Genomic DNA, 15,867 nt, shown 5'->3' with positions numbered 1-15,867 from the left:
ATCGCCAGCAACGGGCTAATTGCACCGCGCGTCACGATGAGCCGTCGCCTATTGCTTCGCCGTGTCGCCAACCGCGGTCTCCGCGCGAGCGGTTTAGTCCTCTGACCCCTAGGTGGACATCGCTACGGAGCCGGAGAAGCGAGCGGCTTTCCCTTCTCGACAACGTAGGTGGCGATTACTTTCGCGCCGTTCGGCCCAGCTTTGGCGTCGTGAATGATACCGGGTGCAAGTTGGTAACTCTCCCCGGTCTTCACCGTCTTGTCTGGTTGACCGTCCGCCATGAGCACCATCTCGCCATCAAGCATAAAGCCTGACTCAGGACCTGGATGGGTGTGGCGTCCGATATTCACGTTGGGCATGACTTCAGCTATTCCAATTACGGTCTCATAGTTCGTGCCGGGCACGTCAAACTTCTGTAGTGGCGTCCGCTTTATTGTCGCGGTTTGCTGGGTCGCCGCTGGCGGATTTTGCTGAGCCGCAGCGATATTAGTCATCGCCAACGAGGCTACGGCGGTGCAAAGCAATAACCTGACAAGCATCGCTTCCTCCAAATTCATGATTGAGAATGCCGGACTCTATCAAATGTTTCGGTCTTTGACATGTCTGACCATGGCCGGATGGTTGAACGTGCGTTCGCCGCCTTCGCGCGCCAGCACCACCTGTGTCTGCCAGCAGTGCGCGAAGTCGGAGCTTGCAAGGCTCAGTTCGGCGACGAGCCGGCGAATGTCTCGCGCCTGTTCGGCGAGGAACGCGCCGCCCGCCGCGGCGATAAGGGTGTCGCATTTTGGTAACAGTCAGCTTCGCTAAAGCGCCGGCGTGCCCGCCTCGCCTTGGATGGCGGGGAATATGGGTGTAGCTTTTTCGCGGGGACCCTGCCGCGGAGTTGGGGGCAATGAAAGCCTTGCAGGCCGCCTGCATCGTGGGTGTCATTGCATTCACGGGGACGATTCATCGCGCCGGAGCGGAAGAAGCTGGGGCGCCGCCTGGAGCAACGCTCGGGTCAGTCTCCGGGGCGGCTTCTGCTCGGTCATTGGTTGCCCAAGCCAAGATCGATGACGACTCCAACGCGACGAAATCGAACGCATTGGACCGCCGCGATGCTGCGCAGCCGGTGCCGGCAATGCGCGATGCATCGGATGATGCGTCCAGCCCCACGCCGGCGAGCCAGGACTTCCGGTACCTGATCTATTATATATGGTCCGAATATCCGCCCGCCGAGAAGCCGGCGGATATCGTGTTGAGGTCGCTCAAGGACACTGTGGTCGGAACGCCGGTCGAGGAGATCAAGCGCGCGTCCGATGCGTTCGGTCTCGATTTCAATTTCATGAAAGCGGTCGCGAAGGTCGAGTCCGGGTTCGATCCCAAGCAACGCACCGGGTCGTATATCGGCCTGTTCCAACTGAGTGAATATGAGTTCAACAAGTTCGGCTCGGGGCAGATTCGCAGTCCCCGCGACAATGCCGTAGCAGCAGCCTACAAGGTCATTACCGAAGGCGTGCTGTTCGAGTGGGTGACGCACCAGAAGCCGACCTTGAGCGATCTTTACCTGATCCACCAACAGGGCTGGGAAGGCGCCGCCGAGCACATCAGCCAACCGGATCGCATCGCCTGGAAATCCATGTGTGCCACCGGCGAGGGCAAGGAAAAAGGCGAGAGATGGTGCAAACGTGCGATCTGGCGGAACACTCTTCCGGCCGTCAAGCAGGCGTGGAAATCGGTCGACAAGCTGACATCCGGAGCGTTCGTCGAAATGTGGCGCGCGCGGATTGCCGAACTCTATTCGAAATATATGGCCACGGCCGCCGCCGGAGCGGCGAAGCAGTAGCTTTCGTTGAGGGGTCGCCTTGTAAAGAGCTTCGACTTTGAGTTCTGGAACTCAACCAAGGGCTCGCAAGCAGCGCGAGCGAAAACAGAGGGGCAACTCTGTCCGTTCCTAGTACTGCCCTGGCTGTGCCGGCGGGCTTGGCCAGTCAGACCTGTGATTGTTCGGATCGGCGCGATCGAATAAGTCTTGTCGCAATACGCCCCGCCGCACCGGGGGAGCCCCCGGACTGGCGGCTTCACTGGGGCGGCCCTGGACGCCGATGGTCCGAACGTCCTTGCCAGCTACAGCAGCGGGCGAGATGAGGTTGATCTGCGCAATCGCGAACAAGGTGAAGCAGCGAACGAGTACGGTGGCTCGTCTCAGATGTTGTGCTGCGGCCATTGCTCCCTCCGCTCGATCAGTCGCTGGAAGGACGATGCAATGCGGTACATTTGAAATACTCCAGCATGTTCGGTAAACGTTCTTTGCAAGCAAGCCACGCGGGTCCAGAAACGGCGTTGATCCAGATCAACGCAAGCGGGCGCTCAGAGATCGGCGCAAGTCACGGCCTTCCGCGATTAGCTATTTCTTGGCGAAGTCCGCTCTTCGTGCGGTCATGTAGCGCTCGGCGGGGCCAATTCACTCCGGGACCGTATGCCAGACACCTACCTGCCTTACCCGTGCGGACTGCCGGCCTTTGCCGAATTCAAGAGAACGATTGAAGCAACCTAGGGCGCCGCGGTTTCTTCTTCGCCGAGTGTCTGCCAGCTTCCCGTTCCTCGAAGGTCCATCGCAGGTTCCCACGATGGCAATATGCCCCTGTTTTGCCCGACGGGTCAAACTCGATTCGTAAAATCCGTAAACCCTTCATTTTGCAGCAGCCGGCTACTGTGCATGGGGTTGTTTTCCCAAGTCTTGTTTGCGTGCCCTGTTACGGCTGGTCCGGCACGAGCTCGGTCAGCGAGCGGATGATGCGGTCGGGCTTGACGGTCGAGCCTTCGGGCAGGCCGTCGCCATGCACGTCCATCCAGATCGCATAGATGCCGAGGCGCTGCGGCGTCACGACTTCCCATTCCAGGTTGTCGCCGATCATCCAGGTGTCCCTGGCGGTGACGCCGAGCGCTTCCATCGCGTGCAGATAGGCGCGCTCCTCGGGCTTGCCGAAGCCGTGCTCGCCCTCGATCTGGATGTGGTGGAAGCGGTGCGCGAGCTCGAAGCGCTCGACCTTGGCGCGCTGCATGTCGGCGGCGCCGTTGGTGACGAGCGCGAGCTTGATGCCGAGCGCCTTCAGCCTGTCGATCGCCTCGTGCGCGCCGGGGAAGACGAACATCTCCTCCTCGCGATAGGCGGTGAAGCGGTCGGCGAGGCGGATGGCGAGATCGTCGGGCAGGGCGCGATGGCCGGCCGCCGCGAGCGCGGCAAAGCCGCCCTTGACGGTGATGTGCCGCGCCTCGGCGAGCCTCATCCGCCACGAGGCGTCGGCATTGGCCCAGAAGTTTCGCGCGAACGCCAGCACGGCGGTTGCGACCTGCGCCGGCGGCAGCGGCGCAAGCTCCTCGGCGAACTCGTTCGCGATCGTGTTCCAGGCGATCTCGGGCCGGCCATAGGCCGACAGGATGGTGTCGTCCATGTCGATCAGCATGGCACGCGGCAGCGGCCGAACGGCACTCATGGCCACTTCACCTCCGGCGGCAGCGACGACAGGATGGAGTCCACGTTGCCGCCGGTCTTGAGCCCGAAGATGGTGCCGCGGTCGTAGAGCAGGTTGAACTCGACATAGCGGCCGCGCCGGATCAATTGCTCCTCGCGGTCCGCGGCGGTCCAGGCGCTCGCGAAGTTGCGCCGGACGATGTCGGGGTAGATCTTCAGGAAGGCGCGGCCGACATCCTGGGTGAAGGCGAGGTCGGCGTCCCAGTCGCCGCTGTCGTGCCAGTCGTAGAAGATGCCGCCGACGCCGCGCGCCTCTTTCCGGTGCGGCAGGTAGAAATACTCGTCGCACCATTTCCTGTACTTGTCGTAGTCGGCGATGCCGTTCGGCTGGTCGCAGGCTTCCTGCATCGCGGCGTGGAAGGCGATGCTGTCCGCGTCCTCCTGTGTGCGCCGGCGTTCGAGCACGGGCGTGAGATCGGCGCCGCCGCCGAACCAGGCTTTCGTGGTGACGACGAAGCGCGTGTTCATGTGCACGGCCGGGACGTGCGGATTGCGCATATGCGCGATCAGCGAGATGCCGGAGGCCCAGAACTTCGGGTCCTCCGCAGCGCCGGGGATCTGGGCGCGAAACTCGGGGGCGAATTCGCCGTGCACGGTCGAGCAGTGCACGCCGACCTTCTCGAACAGCCGGCCATGCATCATCGACATCACCCCGCCACCGCCGGCCGCACCGGTGTGGTCGGTGCGCTGCCAGGGCGTGCGCTCGAAGCGGCCGGCCTCGCCGGGATAGAGGCTTCGCGGTGCGTCGTCTTCCAGCCGCTCGAAGCTCGCGCAGATGTCGTCGCGCAAGCGCTCGAACCAGGCGCGGGCGCGGGCCTTGCGTTCTTCGATCACGGTTGGGTCCAATGTCGATGTCATCCCGTTAGCCCTGCGGACCGTAATAGGTGCAGCTCTCGTTGCAACTGTCGCGGTGGATGCTGACGCGGGCCAGCTTGCCGATAGGCTGTAGCCGCTCCCAGACGAAGCGCGACAGGTTTTCCAGCGTCGGCTTGCCCAGCGCCTCGATCTTGTTGAGGTACTTGTGGTCGAGCGTGAGCCGCACGTCCTCGATGGCGCGCTGGAGCAGGCCGAGATCGACCACCATGCCGGTGTCGGGATCGGGCGTGCCGCGCAACGTGACCTCGGCGCGGAAGGAGTGGCCGTGGATCTCTTCGCTGGCTGCGCCAAAGGTCGTTCCCGACAGCGAATGCGCCGCCTCGAAGCGGAACGATTTCGTCAATTCCCACATCTGTTCGAAAACCGATCCTATCTGATGCCGAGCGATTTATGCGTCTGCGCGCTCAGCCGCCATTGCGGATGCTGCAGGCAATAGTCGATCGCCCGCGCGGTGTTTTCGGCGACCTCGGGGCCGTCCATCGGCTGCAGCGAGAAGCGCTCGAAGGCGAGGTCCGCGAACGCTTCCGGGGCGGCGAGGGCCTGCGGATAGACCAGCTTCAGCTCGTGGCCACGGCGCAGCACGAGCTCGCTGCCGCCCTTGGGGCTGACGCAGATCCAGTCGAGCCCTTCGGGCGCCTCGATCGTGCCGTTGGTCTCGACGCCGATCTCGAAGCCGCGCGCATGGAGCGCCTCGATCAGGGCGTCATCGACTTGCAGCAGCGGCTCGCCGCCGGTCAGCACCACATAGCGGTTGGCGGCGGTCGCGCGCCACTGCGCGGCGATGGTATCGGCGAGGTCAGCGGCTGAGGCGTAGCGGCCGCCGAGCGTGCCGTCGGTGCCGACGAAATCGGTGTCGCAGAACTTGCAGGTCGCGTCCTGACGGTCGGCCTCGCGGCCGCTCCAGAGGTTGCAGCCGGCAAAGCGGCAGAACACGGACGCGCGCCCGGCATGGGCGCCTTCGCCTTGCAGGGTCAGGAAGATCTCCTTGACCGCGTAACTCACTGGTCTCTCCTCAATCCTGTGGACCGCAATCCTGTGGAACACTCCGGTTCCGCACCTGCCGCAGCGCCTCGCCTGCGGCCATCGCCGCGCTCATGGCGACATTGAGCGATCGCAGCCCTGGCATGACCGGGATCACCAGCCGCGCATCGGCCGCCTCGACCACGGCGTCGGTGACGCCGGCGCTCTCGCGTCCGAATAGCAGGATGTCCGAGGTCTGGTAATGAAAATCGCGGTAGTCGGTGGCGGCCTTGGTGGTGAACAGCAGCAGCCGGTAGCCTTGGCCTGCGCGCCACTCCTCGAATGTCGTCCAGGAGACGTGCCTGACGATGCTGACATGGTCGAGGTAATCCATTCCCGCCCGGCGGAAATGCCGGTCGGAGACCGGGAACCCAGCCGGTTCGATGATATGGGCGGCGATGCCCAGACAGGCGCAGAGCCGGAGAATCGTGCCGGTGTTCTGGGGGATGTCGGGCTGGAAAAGTGCGATCTGCATGGGCGGCGGCGAATGGGTTGCGGGCCGGAAATGTCTCAATAAAACATCGCCTGCCCCGGAATTCGTGCATTGCACGCTTCCCCGCCGTTAGCGGGCTTGCGCTCGCCCGGCAAGGGTGCCAATAGAACGATTCTGGACTGCTGTTTTCGCCCTGTTTTGGCGGGACAAGCGAAAGTTCTGCCGCCGCGGGGGGCCGCGGGCGCCGGCAGCACTGTTCCGGGGACCTTGGGGGGCTCCTGGAGCGGTTCCACCGGCAGCATAAGAAGAAAGGGTTGGAATCGTGACGACAGCGTCTTCGGCGGACCATCCGACACGCCGTGATTTCTTATTCGTTGCAACGGGGGCAGCTGCAGCAGTAGGGGGCGCGGCCGCGCTCTGGCCCTTCATCTCTCAAATGAATCCCGATGCCTCGACCATCGCCGCCGGCGCGCCGATCGAGGTCGATCTCAGCCCGATCGCCGAGGGCCAGGACATCAAGGTGTTCTGGCGCGGCAAGCCGATCTACATCAGCCACCGCACCAAGAAGCAGATCGACGAGGCGCGCGCCGTCAACGTGGCGAGCCTGCCCGATCCGCAGTCCGACGAGGCCCGGGTCAAGCCCGGCCACGAGCAGTGGCTGGTCGTGATCGGCATCTGCACCCATCTCGGCTGCATTCCGATCGCCCATGAAGGCAATTACGACGGGTTCTTCTGCCCCTGCCATGGTTCGCAGTACGATTCGTCCGGCCGCATCCGCCAGGGGCCCGCGCCCGCGAACCTGCCGGTGCCGCCGTACCAGTTCGTTTCCGACACCAAAATCCAGATCGGCTGAGCCTCGGACCCGCGTCCGAAGCTTCGCGCCGTCTCGTCGTACTAATTCCTCAGGATCGCATCATGAGCGGACCATCCGACTACCAGCCGAGCAATCCGGCCCTGCAATGGATCGAGCGACGTCTGCCGATCTTTGGTCTCATCCATTCCTCCTTCGTCGCTTATCCCACCCCGCGCAACCTGAACTACTGGTGGACCTTCGGCGCCATCCTCTCCTTCATGCTGGGGATGCAGATCCTCACCGGCGTGATTCTGGCGATGCACTACACGCCAAATGCCGATCTCGCCTTCAAGTCGGTCGAGCTGATCGTCCGTGACGTGAACTACGGCTGGCTGCTGCGCAACATGCACGCGGTCGGTGCCTCGATGTTCTTCGTCGCCGTGTACGTCCACATGTTCCGCGGCCTTTACTACGGGTCGTACAAGGAGCCGCGCGAGGTGCTGTGGATCCTCGGCGTCATCATCTACCTCCTGATGATGGCCACCGGCTTCATGGGCTACGTGCTTCCCTGGGGCCAGATGAGCTTCTGGGGCGCCACCGTCATCACCAACCTGTTCTCCGCCATTCCCTATGTCGGCGAGAGCATCGTGACGCTGCTGTGGGGCGGCTATTCGGTCGGCAACCCGACGCTGAACCGCTTCTTCTCGCTGCACTATCTCTTGCCGTTCGTGATCGCAGGCGTCGTGGTGCTCCACGTCTGGGCGCTGCACGTCGCGGGCCAGAACAACCCTGATGGTGTCGAGCCGAAGACGGAAAAGGACACGGTGCCGTTCACGCCGCACGCGACCATCAAGGACATGTTCGGCGTCGCCTGCTTCATGCTGCTCTACGCCTGGTTCATCTTCTACATGCCGAACTACCTCGGCGACGCCGACAACTACATTCCGGCGAACCCGGGCGTGACGCCGCCGCACATCGTGCCGGAATGGTATTACCTGCCGTTCTACGCGATCCTGCGCTCCATCCCGAACAAGCTCGCAGGTGTCATCGCGATGTTCGGGGCGATCATCATCCTGTGCTTCCTGCCCTGGCTCGATGCCGCCAAGACCAGGTCGTCGAAGTACCGCCCGCTGGCCAAGCAGTTCTTCTGGATCTTCGTCGCGGTCTGCATCCTGCTCGGCTATCTCGGCGCGCAGCCGCCGGAGGGCATTTATGTCATAGCCGGCCGCGTCCTGACGGTCTGCTACTTCGCCTACTTCCTGATCGTGCTGCCGCTGCTCTCGCGCATCGAGACGCCGCGGCCGGTGCCGAACTCGATTTCGGACGCGGTGCTCGCCAAGACCGGGAGCCGATCGACCCCGATGGTCTCGACAGCGATCGTGCTGGCGCTCGCCGGTTCGCTGTTCGCAGGCTCGATCGACAGCGCGAAGGCCTCCGAAGGCAGCGACACCCCTCCGGGCAACAAATGGTCGTTCGCCGGTCCCTTCGGCAAGTTCGACCGCGGCGCGCTCCAGCGCGGCCTGAAGGTCTACAAGGAAGTCTGCGCCAGCTGCCACGGCCTGTCCTACGTCGCGTTCCGCAACCTCGCCGAGCCCGGTGGACCCGGCTATTCCGTGGCGCAGGCGGCGGCCTTCGCCTCCGACTACAAGGTCAAGGACGGCCCGAACGACGCCGGGGATATGTTCGAGCGCCCGGGCCGGCCGGCGGACTATTTCCCCTCGCCGTTCCCGAACGAGCAGGCCGCGCGTGCGGCGAACGGCGGCGCGGCGCCGCCCGACCTATCGCTGATCACCAAGGCGCGCTCGTACAAGCGCGGCTTCCCCTGGTTCATCTTCGACTTCTTCACCCAGTATCAGGAGCAGGGCCCGGACTACGTCGCGGCGGTGCTTCAGGGCTTCGAGGAGAAGGTGCCGGAGGGCGTCACCATCCCGGAGGGCTCGTACTTCAACAGGTACTTCCCGGGCCACGCCATCAAGATGCCGAAGCCGCTCAGCGACGGCCAGGTGACCTATGACGACGGCTCGCCCACCACGGTCGCGCAATACGCCAAGGACGTCACCACCTTCCTGATGTGGACGGCCGAGCCGCACATGGAAGCGCGCAAGCGCCTCGGCTTCCAGGTGTTCGTGTTCCTGATCATCTTCGTTGGCCTGATGTACTTCACCAAGAAGAAGGTCTGGGCCGACTCGCACTGAGCGGCGAAGGGCGAGACGAAATGAAAAAGCCCCCGCAAAGGGGGCTTTTTTGTTGGCTGTGATTCCGAGCGATGCGTTAGCATCGAGCCCGGAATTCATTCATCCACCAACTCCGCGGCCCAATGGATTCCGGGCTCGCGCGATCGCGCGCCCGGGAATGACGAGAGTGTGGATTGCGTCATCTGCCGGCACCGGCCAGAATACCGCCAACCGCTCCCCAGAAACTCACCGGAGGACACCATGGGAACCGCCATCACCTTCAAGCGCCCGGACGGCAAGGACGCCTCGGGATATCTCGCCAATGCCGCGCGCGGCAACGCGCCGGGCGTGGTCGTGATCCAGGAATGGTGGGGCCTGTCCGACCAGATCAAGGGCCTGTGCGACCGCTTCGCGCTCGCCGGCTTCGATGCGCTGGCGCCCGATCTCTACAAGGGCAAGGTGGTGCCGTATCACGACACGGAGAGCGCCAACAAGGAGATGAACTCGCTCGACTTCATGGACGCCACCACGCAGACCGTGCGCGGCGCCGCGCAGTACCTGTCGCGCAACGGCGCCAAGGTCGGACTGACCGGCTTCTGCCTCGGCGGCGCCGTCACCATCATCGGCGCGACCAAGATTCCGGAGCTCGCCGCCGGCGTGGTGTTCTACGGCATCCCGCCGGAGCAGGCGGCCAAGCCTGCCGACGTCAAGATCCCGCTCCAGGCTCATTTCGCCAATAAGGACGATTGGTGCACGCCGGAGCTGGTCAACGGTTTCGAAAAGGCCATGAAGGCCGCCGGCAAGTCGCTCGAACTGTTCCGCTATGATGCCGAGCACGCCTTCGTCAACGAGCAGCGCCAGGCCGTGCATGACCGCGAGGCCGCCGAGCTCGCCTGGGGCCGGGCGACGGAGTTTTTTAGGAAGCATCTGGGTTGAGCGCCTGTAGGCCGGATGGAGCGCAGGTAATCCGGGGCTGTCTCGCCGCGGTACGAATCCTGGAATTGCGCTGCGCTCCATCCGGGCTACGGCACCGTGCCCACCCTTGACGCCGCCCCCGTGCCATGGTGAGTATCGCCCCCATGAGCACCGCCGTCCGCCCAGCCCGTCTTTGGTGGCGCACCTCCTGACGAGGTGGCCGGTGCGATTTCTTTTCCCAGAATCGTCGAAGGTCGCCGGCACAGCGCGGCGGCCTGATCGTTTGTCCTGTGTGGCGTTCCCTCGGCAAGTCTCGTAAGAGGACCCAAGAGGATCACATGAACAGGACAGTCTTTGCCCTCCCGGCCAGAAGTGAGTACGCGACCCGCGCGGGTCTCGCGATCACGCGCGTGGCGGAGCAATTCACCGGCGGCGCCAACAGGCTCGACGATCTCGTCAGCCTGCTCGACCGCCGCCGCGGCGTGGTGCTGTCCTCGGGCACGACCGTGCCCGGCCGCTACGAGAGCTTTGACCTCGGCTTTTCCGATCCGCCGCTCAAGCTCGAGACCGCGGGCGTCAATTTCAAGCTGGAAGCACTGAATGCGCGCGGGCAGGTGCTGATCGCCTTCCTCGGCGACGTCCTGCGCGAGCCCTGCGTCGTCATCTCCGAGAAGACGGCGACGCGGCTTGCCGGCCACATCATCCGCGGCGATGCCCCGGTCGAGGAAGACCAGCGCACGCGGCGCGCCAGCGCGATGTCGCTGGTGCGCGACCTCGTTGCCGCCTTCTCCGCCAGTGACGACGGGTTGCTCGGCCTGTTCGGCGCCTTCGCCTACGACCTCGTGTTCCAGATCGAGGACCTCGTGCAGAAGCGCGCGCGGGAAGCCGACCAGCGCGACATCGTGCTGTACGTGCCCGATCGCCTGCTGGCCTATGACCGCGCCACCGGTCGCGGCGTCGTGCTCAGCTACGACTTCGCCTGGAAGGGCAAGTCCACCGAGGGCCTGCCGCGCGAGACCGCCGACAGCCCGTACCTGAAGACGCCGCGCCAGGGCTTTGCAGATCACGCGCCGGGCGAATATCAGGCGACGGTCGAGACCGCGCGCGCGGCCTTTGCACGCGGTGATCTCTTTGAAGCCGTGCCGGGCCAGCTGTTCGCCGAACCCTGCGAACGCTCGCCGGCCGAAGTGTTCCAGCGCCTCTGCGTCATCAACCCGTCGCCCTATGGCGCGCTGATGAATCTCGGTGAGGGTGAATTCCTGGTTTCCGCCTCGCCGGAAATGTTCGTGCGCTCGGACGGACGCCGCGTCGAGACCTGCCCGATCTCGGGCACGATTGCACGCGGTACCGACGCGATCGGCGATGCCGAGCAGATCCGCCAGCTGCTGAACTCGGAGAAGGACGAGTTCGAGCTCAACATGTGCACCGATGTCGACCGTAACGACAAGGCGCGCGTCTGCGTGCCCGGCACGATCAAGGTCTTGGCGCGCCGGCAGATCGAGACCTACTCGAAGCTGTTCCACACCGTCGATCACGTCGAGGGCATGCTGCGCCCCGGCTTCGATGCGCTGGATGCCTTCCTCACCCATGCATGGGCCGTCACCGTCACCGGCGCGCCGAAGCTGTGGGCGATGCAGTTCGTCGAGGATCACGAGCGCTCGCCGCGGCGCTGGTATGCCGGCGCCATTGGAGCTGTGAATTTCGACGGCAGCATCAACACCGGCCTTACAATCCGCACCATCCGCATGAAGGATGGTCTCGCAGAAGTGCGTGTCGGTGCCACCTGCCTGTTCGATTCAGATCCCGCCGCGGAAGACCGCGAATGCCAGGTCAAGGCGGCCGCCCTGTTCCAGGCGCTGCGCGGCGATCCGCCAAAACCGTTGTCGACCTTTGCGCCCGATGCCACCGGCTCCGGCAAGCGGGTGCTGCTGATCGACCACGACGACAGCTTCGTGCACATGCTCGCCGATTATTTCCGCCAGGTCGGCGCCGAGGTCACCGTGGTCCGCTATGTGCATGCGCTCGACATGCTCAAGCAGAAGAGGTGGGATTTGCTGGTGCTGTCGCCCGGCCCCGGGCGCCCTGAGGATTTCGGGATCAAGAAGACCATCGATGCGGCGCTGGAGAGGAAGCTGCCGGTGTTCGGCGTCTGCCTCGGCGTGCAGGCGATCGGCGAATATTTCGGCGGCGAGCTCGGCCAGCTCACCCATCCCGCCCACGGCAGGCCCTCGCGGGTCCAGGTGCGCGGCGGCCGCCTGATGCGCAACCTGCCGAACGAGATCATCATCGGCCGCTATCACTCGCTCTTTGTCGAGCGCGACAGCATGCCGGAGGTGCTTGATGTCACCGCCAGCACTGACGACGGCGTCGCCATGGCGCTGGAGCACAAGACCCTGCCGGTCGCCGGCGTGCAATTCCATCCGGAATCGCTGATGTCGCTCGGCGGCGAGGTGGGCTTGCGTATTGTCGAGAATGCGTTCCGGCTGGATGCCGGGGCAAATTGAATGAGTGTCGTCATTGCGAGGAGCCCGCGAAAAATTGCAAAGCAATTTTGCACAGGCGACGAAGCAATCCAGACTGCTGCCGCGGAGAAGAACTGGATTGCTTCGCTTCGCTCGCAATGACGATGGAGAAGCCAGAGCGAGATAACCATGACCTTTGACCACGACATCAAGGCGAGCGTCCGCACCATTCCCGACTATCCAAAGCCGGGGATCATGTTCCGCGACATCACGACCCTGCTTGCGGATGCGCGCGCGTTCCGCCGCGCGGTGGACGAGCTCGTCAATCCCTGGGCCGGCAACAAGATCGACAAGGTCGCCGGCATGGAGGCGCGCGGCTTCATCATCGGCGGGGCGGTGGCGCATCAGCTCTCGGCCGGCTTCGTGCCGATCCGCAAGAAGGGCAAGCTGCCGCACACCACCGTGCGCATCGCCTACTCGCTCGAATACGGCATCGACGAGATGGAGATGCATGTCGATGCGGTCGCGCCCGGCGAGCGCGTGATCCTGGTCGACGACCTCATCGCCACCGGCGGCACCGCCGAGGGCGCGGTGAAGCTGCTGCGCCAGATCGGTGCCAACGTCGTCGCCGCCTGCTTCATCGTCGACCTGCCCGAGCTTGGCGGCGCCGCCAAGCTGCGCGCCATGGACGTGCCGGTGCGCACGCTGATGACGTTCGAGGGGCACTGAGCTGCACGCGGGCGAAGGCCTTCGCCCGTGAAATTTCCGCCTAAGACCTCTGCAGGATCAGGCTGAGCTCGAGCTCCCGGAACGCGAGGTAATTGCGCCGGGTCCACTGGTGCAGCTCGGTGGAGGAGTCCTTTTCCTGGCGCAGATAGCCGGTGAAGGAGAAGCTCAGCCGGTCGATATAGGTCTTGAGGAAGCCGGGCAGGGCGGGCAGGCGGAACAGCCGGCCGCCTCCCATCGCGGGGGGCAGCTCGCCGCGCACGACATACTCGTTGTCGACCGTAATCAGGTTCATCCGCGGGATCTGCGCGCGCAGCATCTCATGGGCGCGGGCCGAGACGCGGTCGGTATCGGCGACGAACAGGATCTGCGGCGCGACGTGGCGGCGTGCCGCCTCCTTGAGCAGGCCGATCTCCTCGGTCATCTTGAAGAACTCGTCGAAGGCGTGGAAGCCTAGGTCGATCACCTTGGCAAGGCCGTCATCGAGGATGACGCGGTCCATCAGCTGCATCTTGCCGTAGGTGTCGATCACGTCGGCGGTCTCGGTGATCTTCGGCAAATAATCGACCAGCGACGGTTCCTTCAGGTTGACGTCGAACGCCGCGACATTGCCGTTCTTGAGCAGCAGGAATTCGCTCAGCAGCCGCGCCAGCAGGGTCTTGCCGACCTGCGGGCGAGGCGAGCAGATGATGTAGACGGGGGTCGGGGACATTGCAGGCTATTATTTGAGCGAACTTGTCGCCCAATCCAGCCGTATCCGACCGGGGTCCGCAACTATTTTTCGGTGCTGCGGGTCGCCGGCTTCGAACCGACGATGTCGGTCAGGCGGATGCGGTCGAACTCGCTCCAGACATTGGCCAGCCAGTGCCGGACATAGCCGCGCAGCACGAACGAATAGTTCGCCGGCTCGTCGCTGATGCCCTTGTTGGCGACGAACTTCAGGAACGGAACGGAAGACACCTCGACCTGCTCATAGGCCATTTCGTTGAGCTTGGGGATGGTGAGCTCGGTCGCGTCCTTGATGCGATGGAAGTAGGAATTGTAGGTCGCCTGGTCCCACTGGAAGAACTGGGTGTCATTGATGAAGTTCTTCACCAGGAAATATTTCGCGCCGCTCATGAAGCCGGCGGTCTCGGCGATCTCCTCCAGTGAGGCGATCGAGGGTCCCAGGATATGGAACACCGCAAAGGTGATCTGGCCGGCCTTGGCGGCGTCGAGGAAGCCGATGTCGCGGAGCGAAGCCAGCGCCGGCGAGAGCAGGCCGGCGCGGACGTCGATGACGGTGACTGAAGGGCTGACAGCGTTGAGCGTGTCGAAGATCTTCATCTGGTCGGCCGTCGTCGTCATGTCGACGATCTCGGTGATGTCAGGGTGGAAGCGCTTCAGGGTTCCGCGCGGCGACTCCGTGTCGAACGCGCGGGTCGGCACGTTGTTGGCCGAGAAATAATCGAGCAGGGTGCGCGATACCGTGGTCTTGCCGACCCCGCCCTTGTCCGCGCCCACCACAACCACTGCCGGCTTTGCCATTGCTGTCCCCTAACGCGCGCCCCCGATCGCGACGTCGCAATCGGCCGGGCCCCAAATCGATGTCCCAAAAGACCCGAGTCTGCTGTTGGGCGCGAACATGGCAGAAACAAGGGAGAATTCAATTCCTTGCGCCCCGGTTGCGGCAATTCCCGAGGGTTTTTCCCGATCGGTGTCAAACTCGCCACGCACCACGGACGATCGCGTGGCTCAGTGACGGCCCCACGGTCCCATCGGGTTGCTTGCCGGGGCTCCTGAGGGGCTCGCTGCGGGAATGGGCGGCGGATTGGCCGGACCGGCTGCATCGCCCCACGGCCCCTGCGACAGCGGCGGCGGGGTATCGTCTGCCCCGGCTTGTTCCGCCTCGGGCTGATCCGTCTCCTCAGTGGGGTCCGGGAGCGGACCGGGGTCGTGGCCGCCGGCGAACTTGACCAGGGCGTCGACCCGGGACTGCACGGAAGGGTGGGTCGCGAACAGGTCGGCAAAACCCTCGCGCGGATTGTCGACGCAGAGCTCCATTACCGCCGAGGTTGCGCCTGGCAGCTCGCCGCGATTCTCGATCTTGCGCAGCGCCGAGATCATGGCGTCCGGATCTTTCGTCAGCTCGACCGAGCCGGCGTCGGCGAGGTATTCGCGCGAGCGCGATAGCGCGAGCTTCACCACCTGGGACATCAGCCAGGCCACCACGATCAGCACGACCGCGATGATGATGACGATCACCGCGCCGCCGCCGGAGCTCTTGCTGTCGCTGGACGACGAGGACGACCGCGACGACGAGGAGGAGCCCGAGGACCACGAGCCGCCGGAGTTCCAGCTCAAATTCGTGAACAGGCGGAAGAATAATTCGCCGAAGAAGCCGACCACGCCGGCGATGATGACGGCGACCACCATCAACTGCACGTCGCCGTTCCTGATGTGGGTCAGCTCGTGGCCCAGCACCGCCTCGATCTCCTTGTCGTTCAGCGCGCTGAGGAGGCCTGTGGTGACGGTGACCGAATATTGCCGCGGGTTGAGGCCAGTCGCGAACGCGTTCAGCGCCGGGCTCTCCATGATCTTCAGCTTCGGCATGGTGATGCCGCGCGAGATGCAGAGATTTTCGAGCAGGTTGTAGAGCCGCGGCTCCTCCTGCCTTGTGACGTCATGGCCGCCGGTCACCGCGTCGATCATCGACTGGTGGAAGAAATAGGCGATCACGACCCAGAGCGCCGTCACGATTGTCGCGACTGGCGCTGCGACGATCAGATCATGGAAGGCGTGGCTCAGGTAGAAGGCAACGGTCCCGTTGCTGTCGATGAGAACTTCGGCGACCAGTGCGCCGGCATAGACCAGCACGTAGACCAGCGCGAACAGGCCGGCGAGCAGCAGCATCGAACGAAACTTGTTCGAGGCGATGTGCGTGTAGAGACCGTACGCGGCCATGACGCGTTGAC

16 protein-coding genes are annotated in these 15,867 nt (G+C 64.2%); 6 read left to right on the top strand and 10 right to left on the bottom strand.

Features of this window, described 5'->3' with window-relative positions; all coding sequences use genetic code 11:
• Positions 1–122 precede the first annotated feature (122 nt).
• Positions 123–557 carry a cupin domain-containing protein gene (locus ACRQ5Q_RS32620; RefSeq protein WP_439394024.1) on the bottom strand — a complete coding sequence of 145 codons (435 nt, stop codon included), beginning with the start codon at positions 555–557 and terminating at the stop codon, positions 123–125.
• 21 nt (positions 558–578) lie between these two features.
• Positions 579–704 carry a hypothetical protein gene (locus ACRQ5Q_RS32615; protein WP_439399917.1) on the bottom strand — a complete coding sequence of 42 codons (126 nt, stop codon included), beginning with the start codon at positions 702–704 and terminating at the stop codon, positions 579–581.
• A 188-nt stretch (positions 705–892) separates the two neighbouring features.
• Between ACRQ5Q_RS32615 and ACRQ5Q_RS32610 the strand changes: the two genes are divergently transcribed.
• Positions 893–1,825: a transglycosylase gene (locus ACRQ5Q_RS32610; protein WP_439394022.1), complete on the top strand. Its 933-nt coding sequence runs from the start codon at positions 893–895 to the stop codon at positions 1,823–1,825.
• A 910-nt stretch (positions 1,826–2,735) separates the two neighbouring features.
• On the opposite strand, the gene ACRQ5Q_RS32605 is transcribed toward ACRQ5Q_RS32610, so the two are convergent.
• The 5 genes from ACRQ5Q_RS32605 to ACRQ5Q_RS32585 are packed head-to-tail and all read right to left on the bottom strand — an operon-like array spanning position 2,736 to position 5,885.
• Positions 2,736–3,476: an HAD family hydrolase gene (locus ACRQ5Q_RS32605; protein ID WP_439373745.1), complete on the bottom strand. Its 741-nt coding sequence runs from the start codon at positions 3,474–3,476 to the stop codon at positions 2,736–2,738.
• Positions 3,473–4,372: an oxygen-dependent coproporphyrinogen oxidase gene (hemF, locus tag ACRQ5Q_RS32600; RefSeq protein WP_439373746.1), complete on the bottom strand. Its 900-nt coding sequence runs from the start codon at positions 4,370–4,372 to the stop codon at positions 3,473–3,475. Before hemF ends, ACRQ5Q_RS32605 begins: the two co-directional genes overlap by 4 nt.
• A 4-nt stretch (positions 4,373–4,376) precedes the next feature.
• Positions 4,377–4,742: a 6-pyruvoyl trahydropterin synthase family protein gene (locus tag ACRQ5Q_RS32595; RefSeq protein WP_439373747.1), complete on the bottom strand. Its 366-nt coding sequence runs from the start codon at positions 4,740–4,742 to the stop codon at positions 4,377–4,379.
• Positions 4,743–4,759: 17 nt separating this feature from the next.
• A complete protein-coding gene (queE, locus tag ACRQ5Q_RS32590; protein ID WP_439373748.1) occupies positions 4,760–5,392 on the bottom strand; it encodes a 7-carboxy-7-deazaguanine synthase in 633 nt (210 codons plus the stop codon).
• A gap of 10 nt (positions 5,393–5,402) precedes the next feature.
• Entirely contained in the window at positions 5,403–5,885 is a 483-nt protein-coding gene (locus ACRQ5Q_RS32585) for a tRNA (cytidine(34)-2'-O)-methyltransferase (protein WP_439373749.1), read from the bottom strand.
• 280 nt (positions 5,886–6,165) lie between these two features.
• Here ACRQ5Q_RS32585 and petA point away from each other — a divergent pair, with 280 nt between their 5' ends.
• The 5 genes from petA to ACRQ5Q_RS32560 all read left to right on the top strand — a co-directional run bounded on the left by petA (position 6,166) and on the right by ACRQ5Q_RS32560 (position 12,916).
• A complete protein-coding gene (gene petA, locus ACRQ5Q_RS32580; protein ID WP_439394020.1) occupies positions 6,166–6,696 on the top strand; it encodes a ubiquinol-cytochrome c reductase iron-sulfur subunit in 531 nt (176 codons plus the stop codon).
• Positions 6,697–6,758: 62 nt separating this feature from the next.
• Entirely contained in the window at positions 6,759–8,831 is a 2,073-nt protein-coding gene (gene fbcH / locus ACRQ5Q_RS32575; protein WP_439373750.1) for a cytochrome b/c1, read from the top strand.
• Between the two features lie 240 nt (positions 8,832–9,071).
• Positions 9,072–9,746 (top strand): dienelactone hydrolase family protein, encoded by a 675-nt coding sequence (locus tag ACRQ5Q_RS32570; RefSeq protein ID WP_158670283.1) that lies wholly within the window; start codon positions 9,072–9,074, stop codon positions 9,744–9,746.
• Positions 9,747–10,063: 317 nt separating this feature from the next.
• Positions 10,064–12,229, top strand: a complete 2,166-nt coding sequence (locus ACRQ5Q_RS32565) for an anthranilate synthase component I (protein ID WP_439373751.1) — start codon at positions 10,064–10,066, stop codon at positions 12,227–12,229.
• Positions 12,230–12,376: 147 nt separating this feature from the next.
• Entirely contained in the window at positions 12,377–12,916 is a 540-nt protein-coding gene (locus ACRQ5Q_RS32560) for an adenine phosphoribosyltransferase (protein WP_439373752.1), read from the top strand.
• A 40-nt stretch (positions 12,917–12,956) separates the two neighbouring features.
• Here ACRQ5Q_RS32560 and ACRQ5Q_RS32555 read toward each other — a convergent pair whose 3' ends face one another.
• The 3 genes from ACRQ5Q_RS32555 to ACRQ5Q_RS32545 all read right to left on the bottom strand — a co-directional run bounded on the left by ACRQ5Q_RS32555 (position 12,957) and on the right by ACRQ5Q_RS32545 (position 15,856).
• Positions 12,957–13,625 carry a hypothetical protein gene (locus ACRQ5Q_RS32555; RefSeq protein ID WP_439373753.1) on the bottom strand — a complete coding sequence of 223 codons (669 nt, stop codon included), beginning with the start codon at positions 13,623–13,625 and terminating at the stop codon, positions 12,957–12,959.
• Between the two features lie 62 nt (positions 13,626–13,687).
• Positions 13,688–14,440: a hypothetical protein gene (locus tag ACRQ5Q_RS32550; protein ID WP_439373754.1), complete on the bottom strand. Its 753-nt coding sequence runs from the start codon at positions 14,438–14,440 to the stop codon at positions 13,688–13,690.
• A gap of 207 nt (positions 14,441–14,647) precedes the next feature.
• Complete coding sequence (locus ACRQ5Q_RS32545; RefSeq protein WP_439394018.1) at positions 14,648–15,856, bottom strand: M48 family metallopeptidase; 1,209 nt, start codon at positions 15,854–15,856, stop codon at positions 14,648–14,650.
• Between the last annotated feature and the right edge of the window lie 11 nt (positions 15,857–15,867).

It is taken from the genome of Bradyrhizobium sp. PMVTL-01, assembly GCF_051861855.1.
Taxonomy (GTDB): Bacteria; Pseudomonadota; Alphaproteobacteria; order Rhizobiales; family Xanthobacteraceae; genus Bradyrhizobium.
The sequence above is the reverse complement of the archived record's forward strand: the minus strand, read 5'-3'. Positions and strand labels throughout refer to the sequence as shown.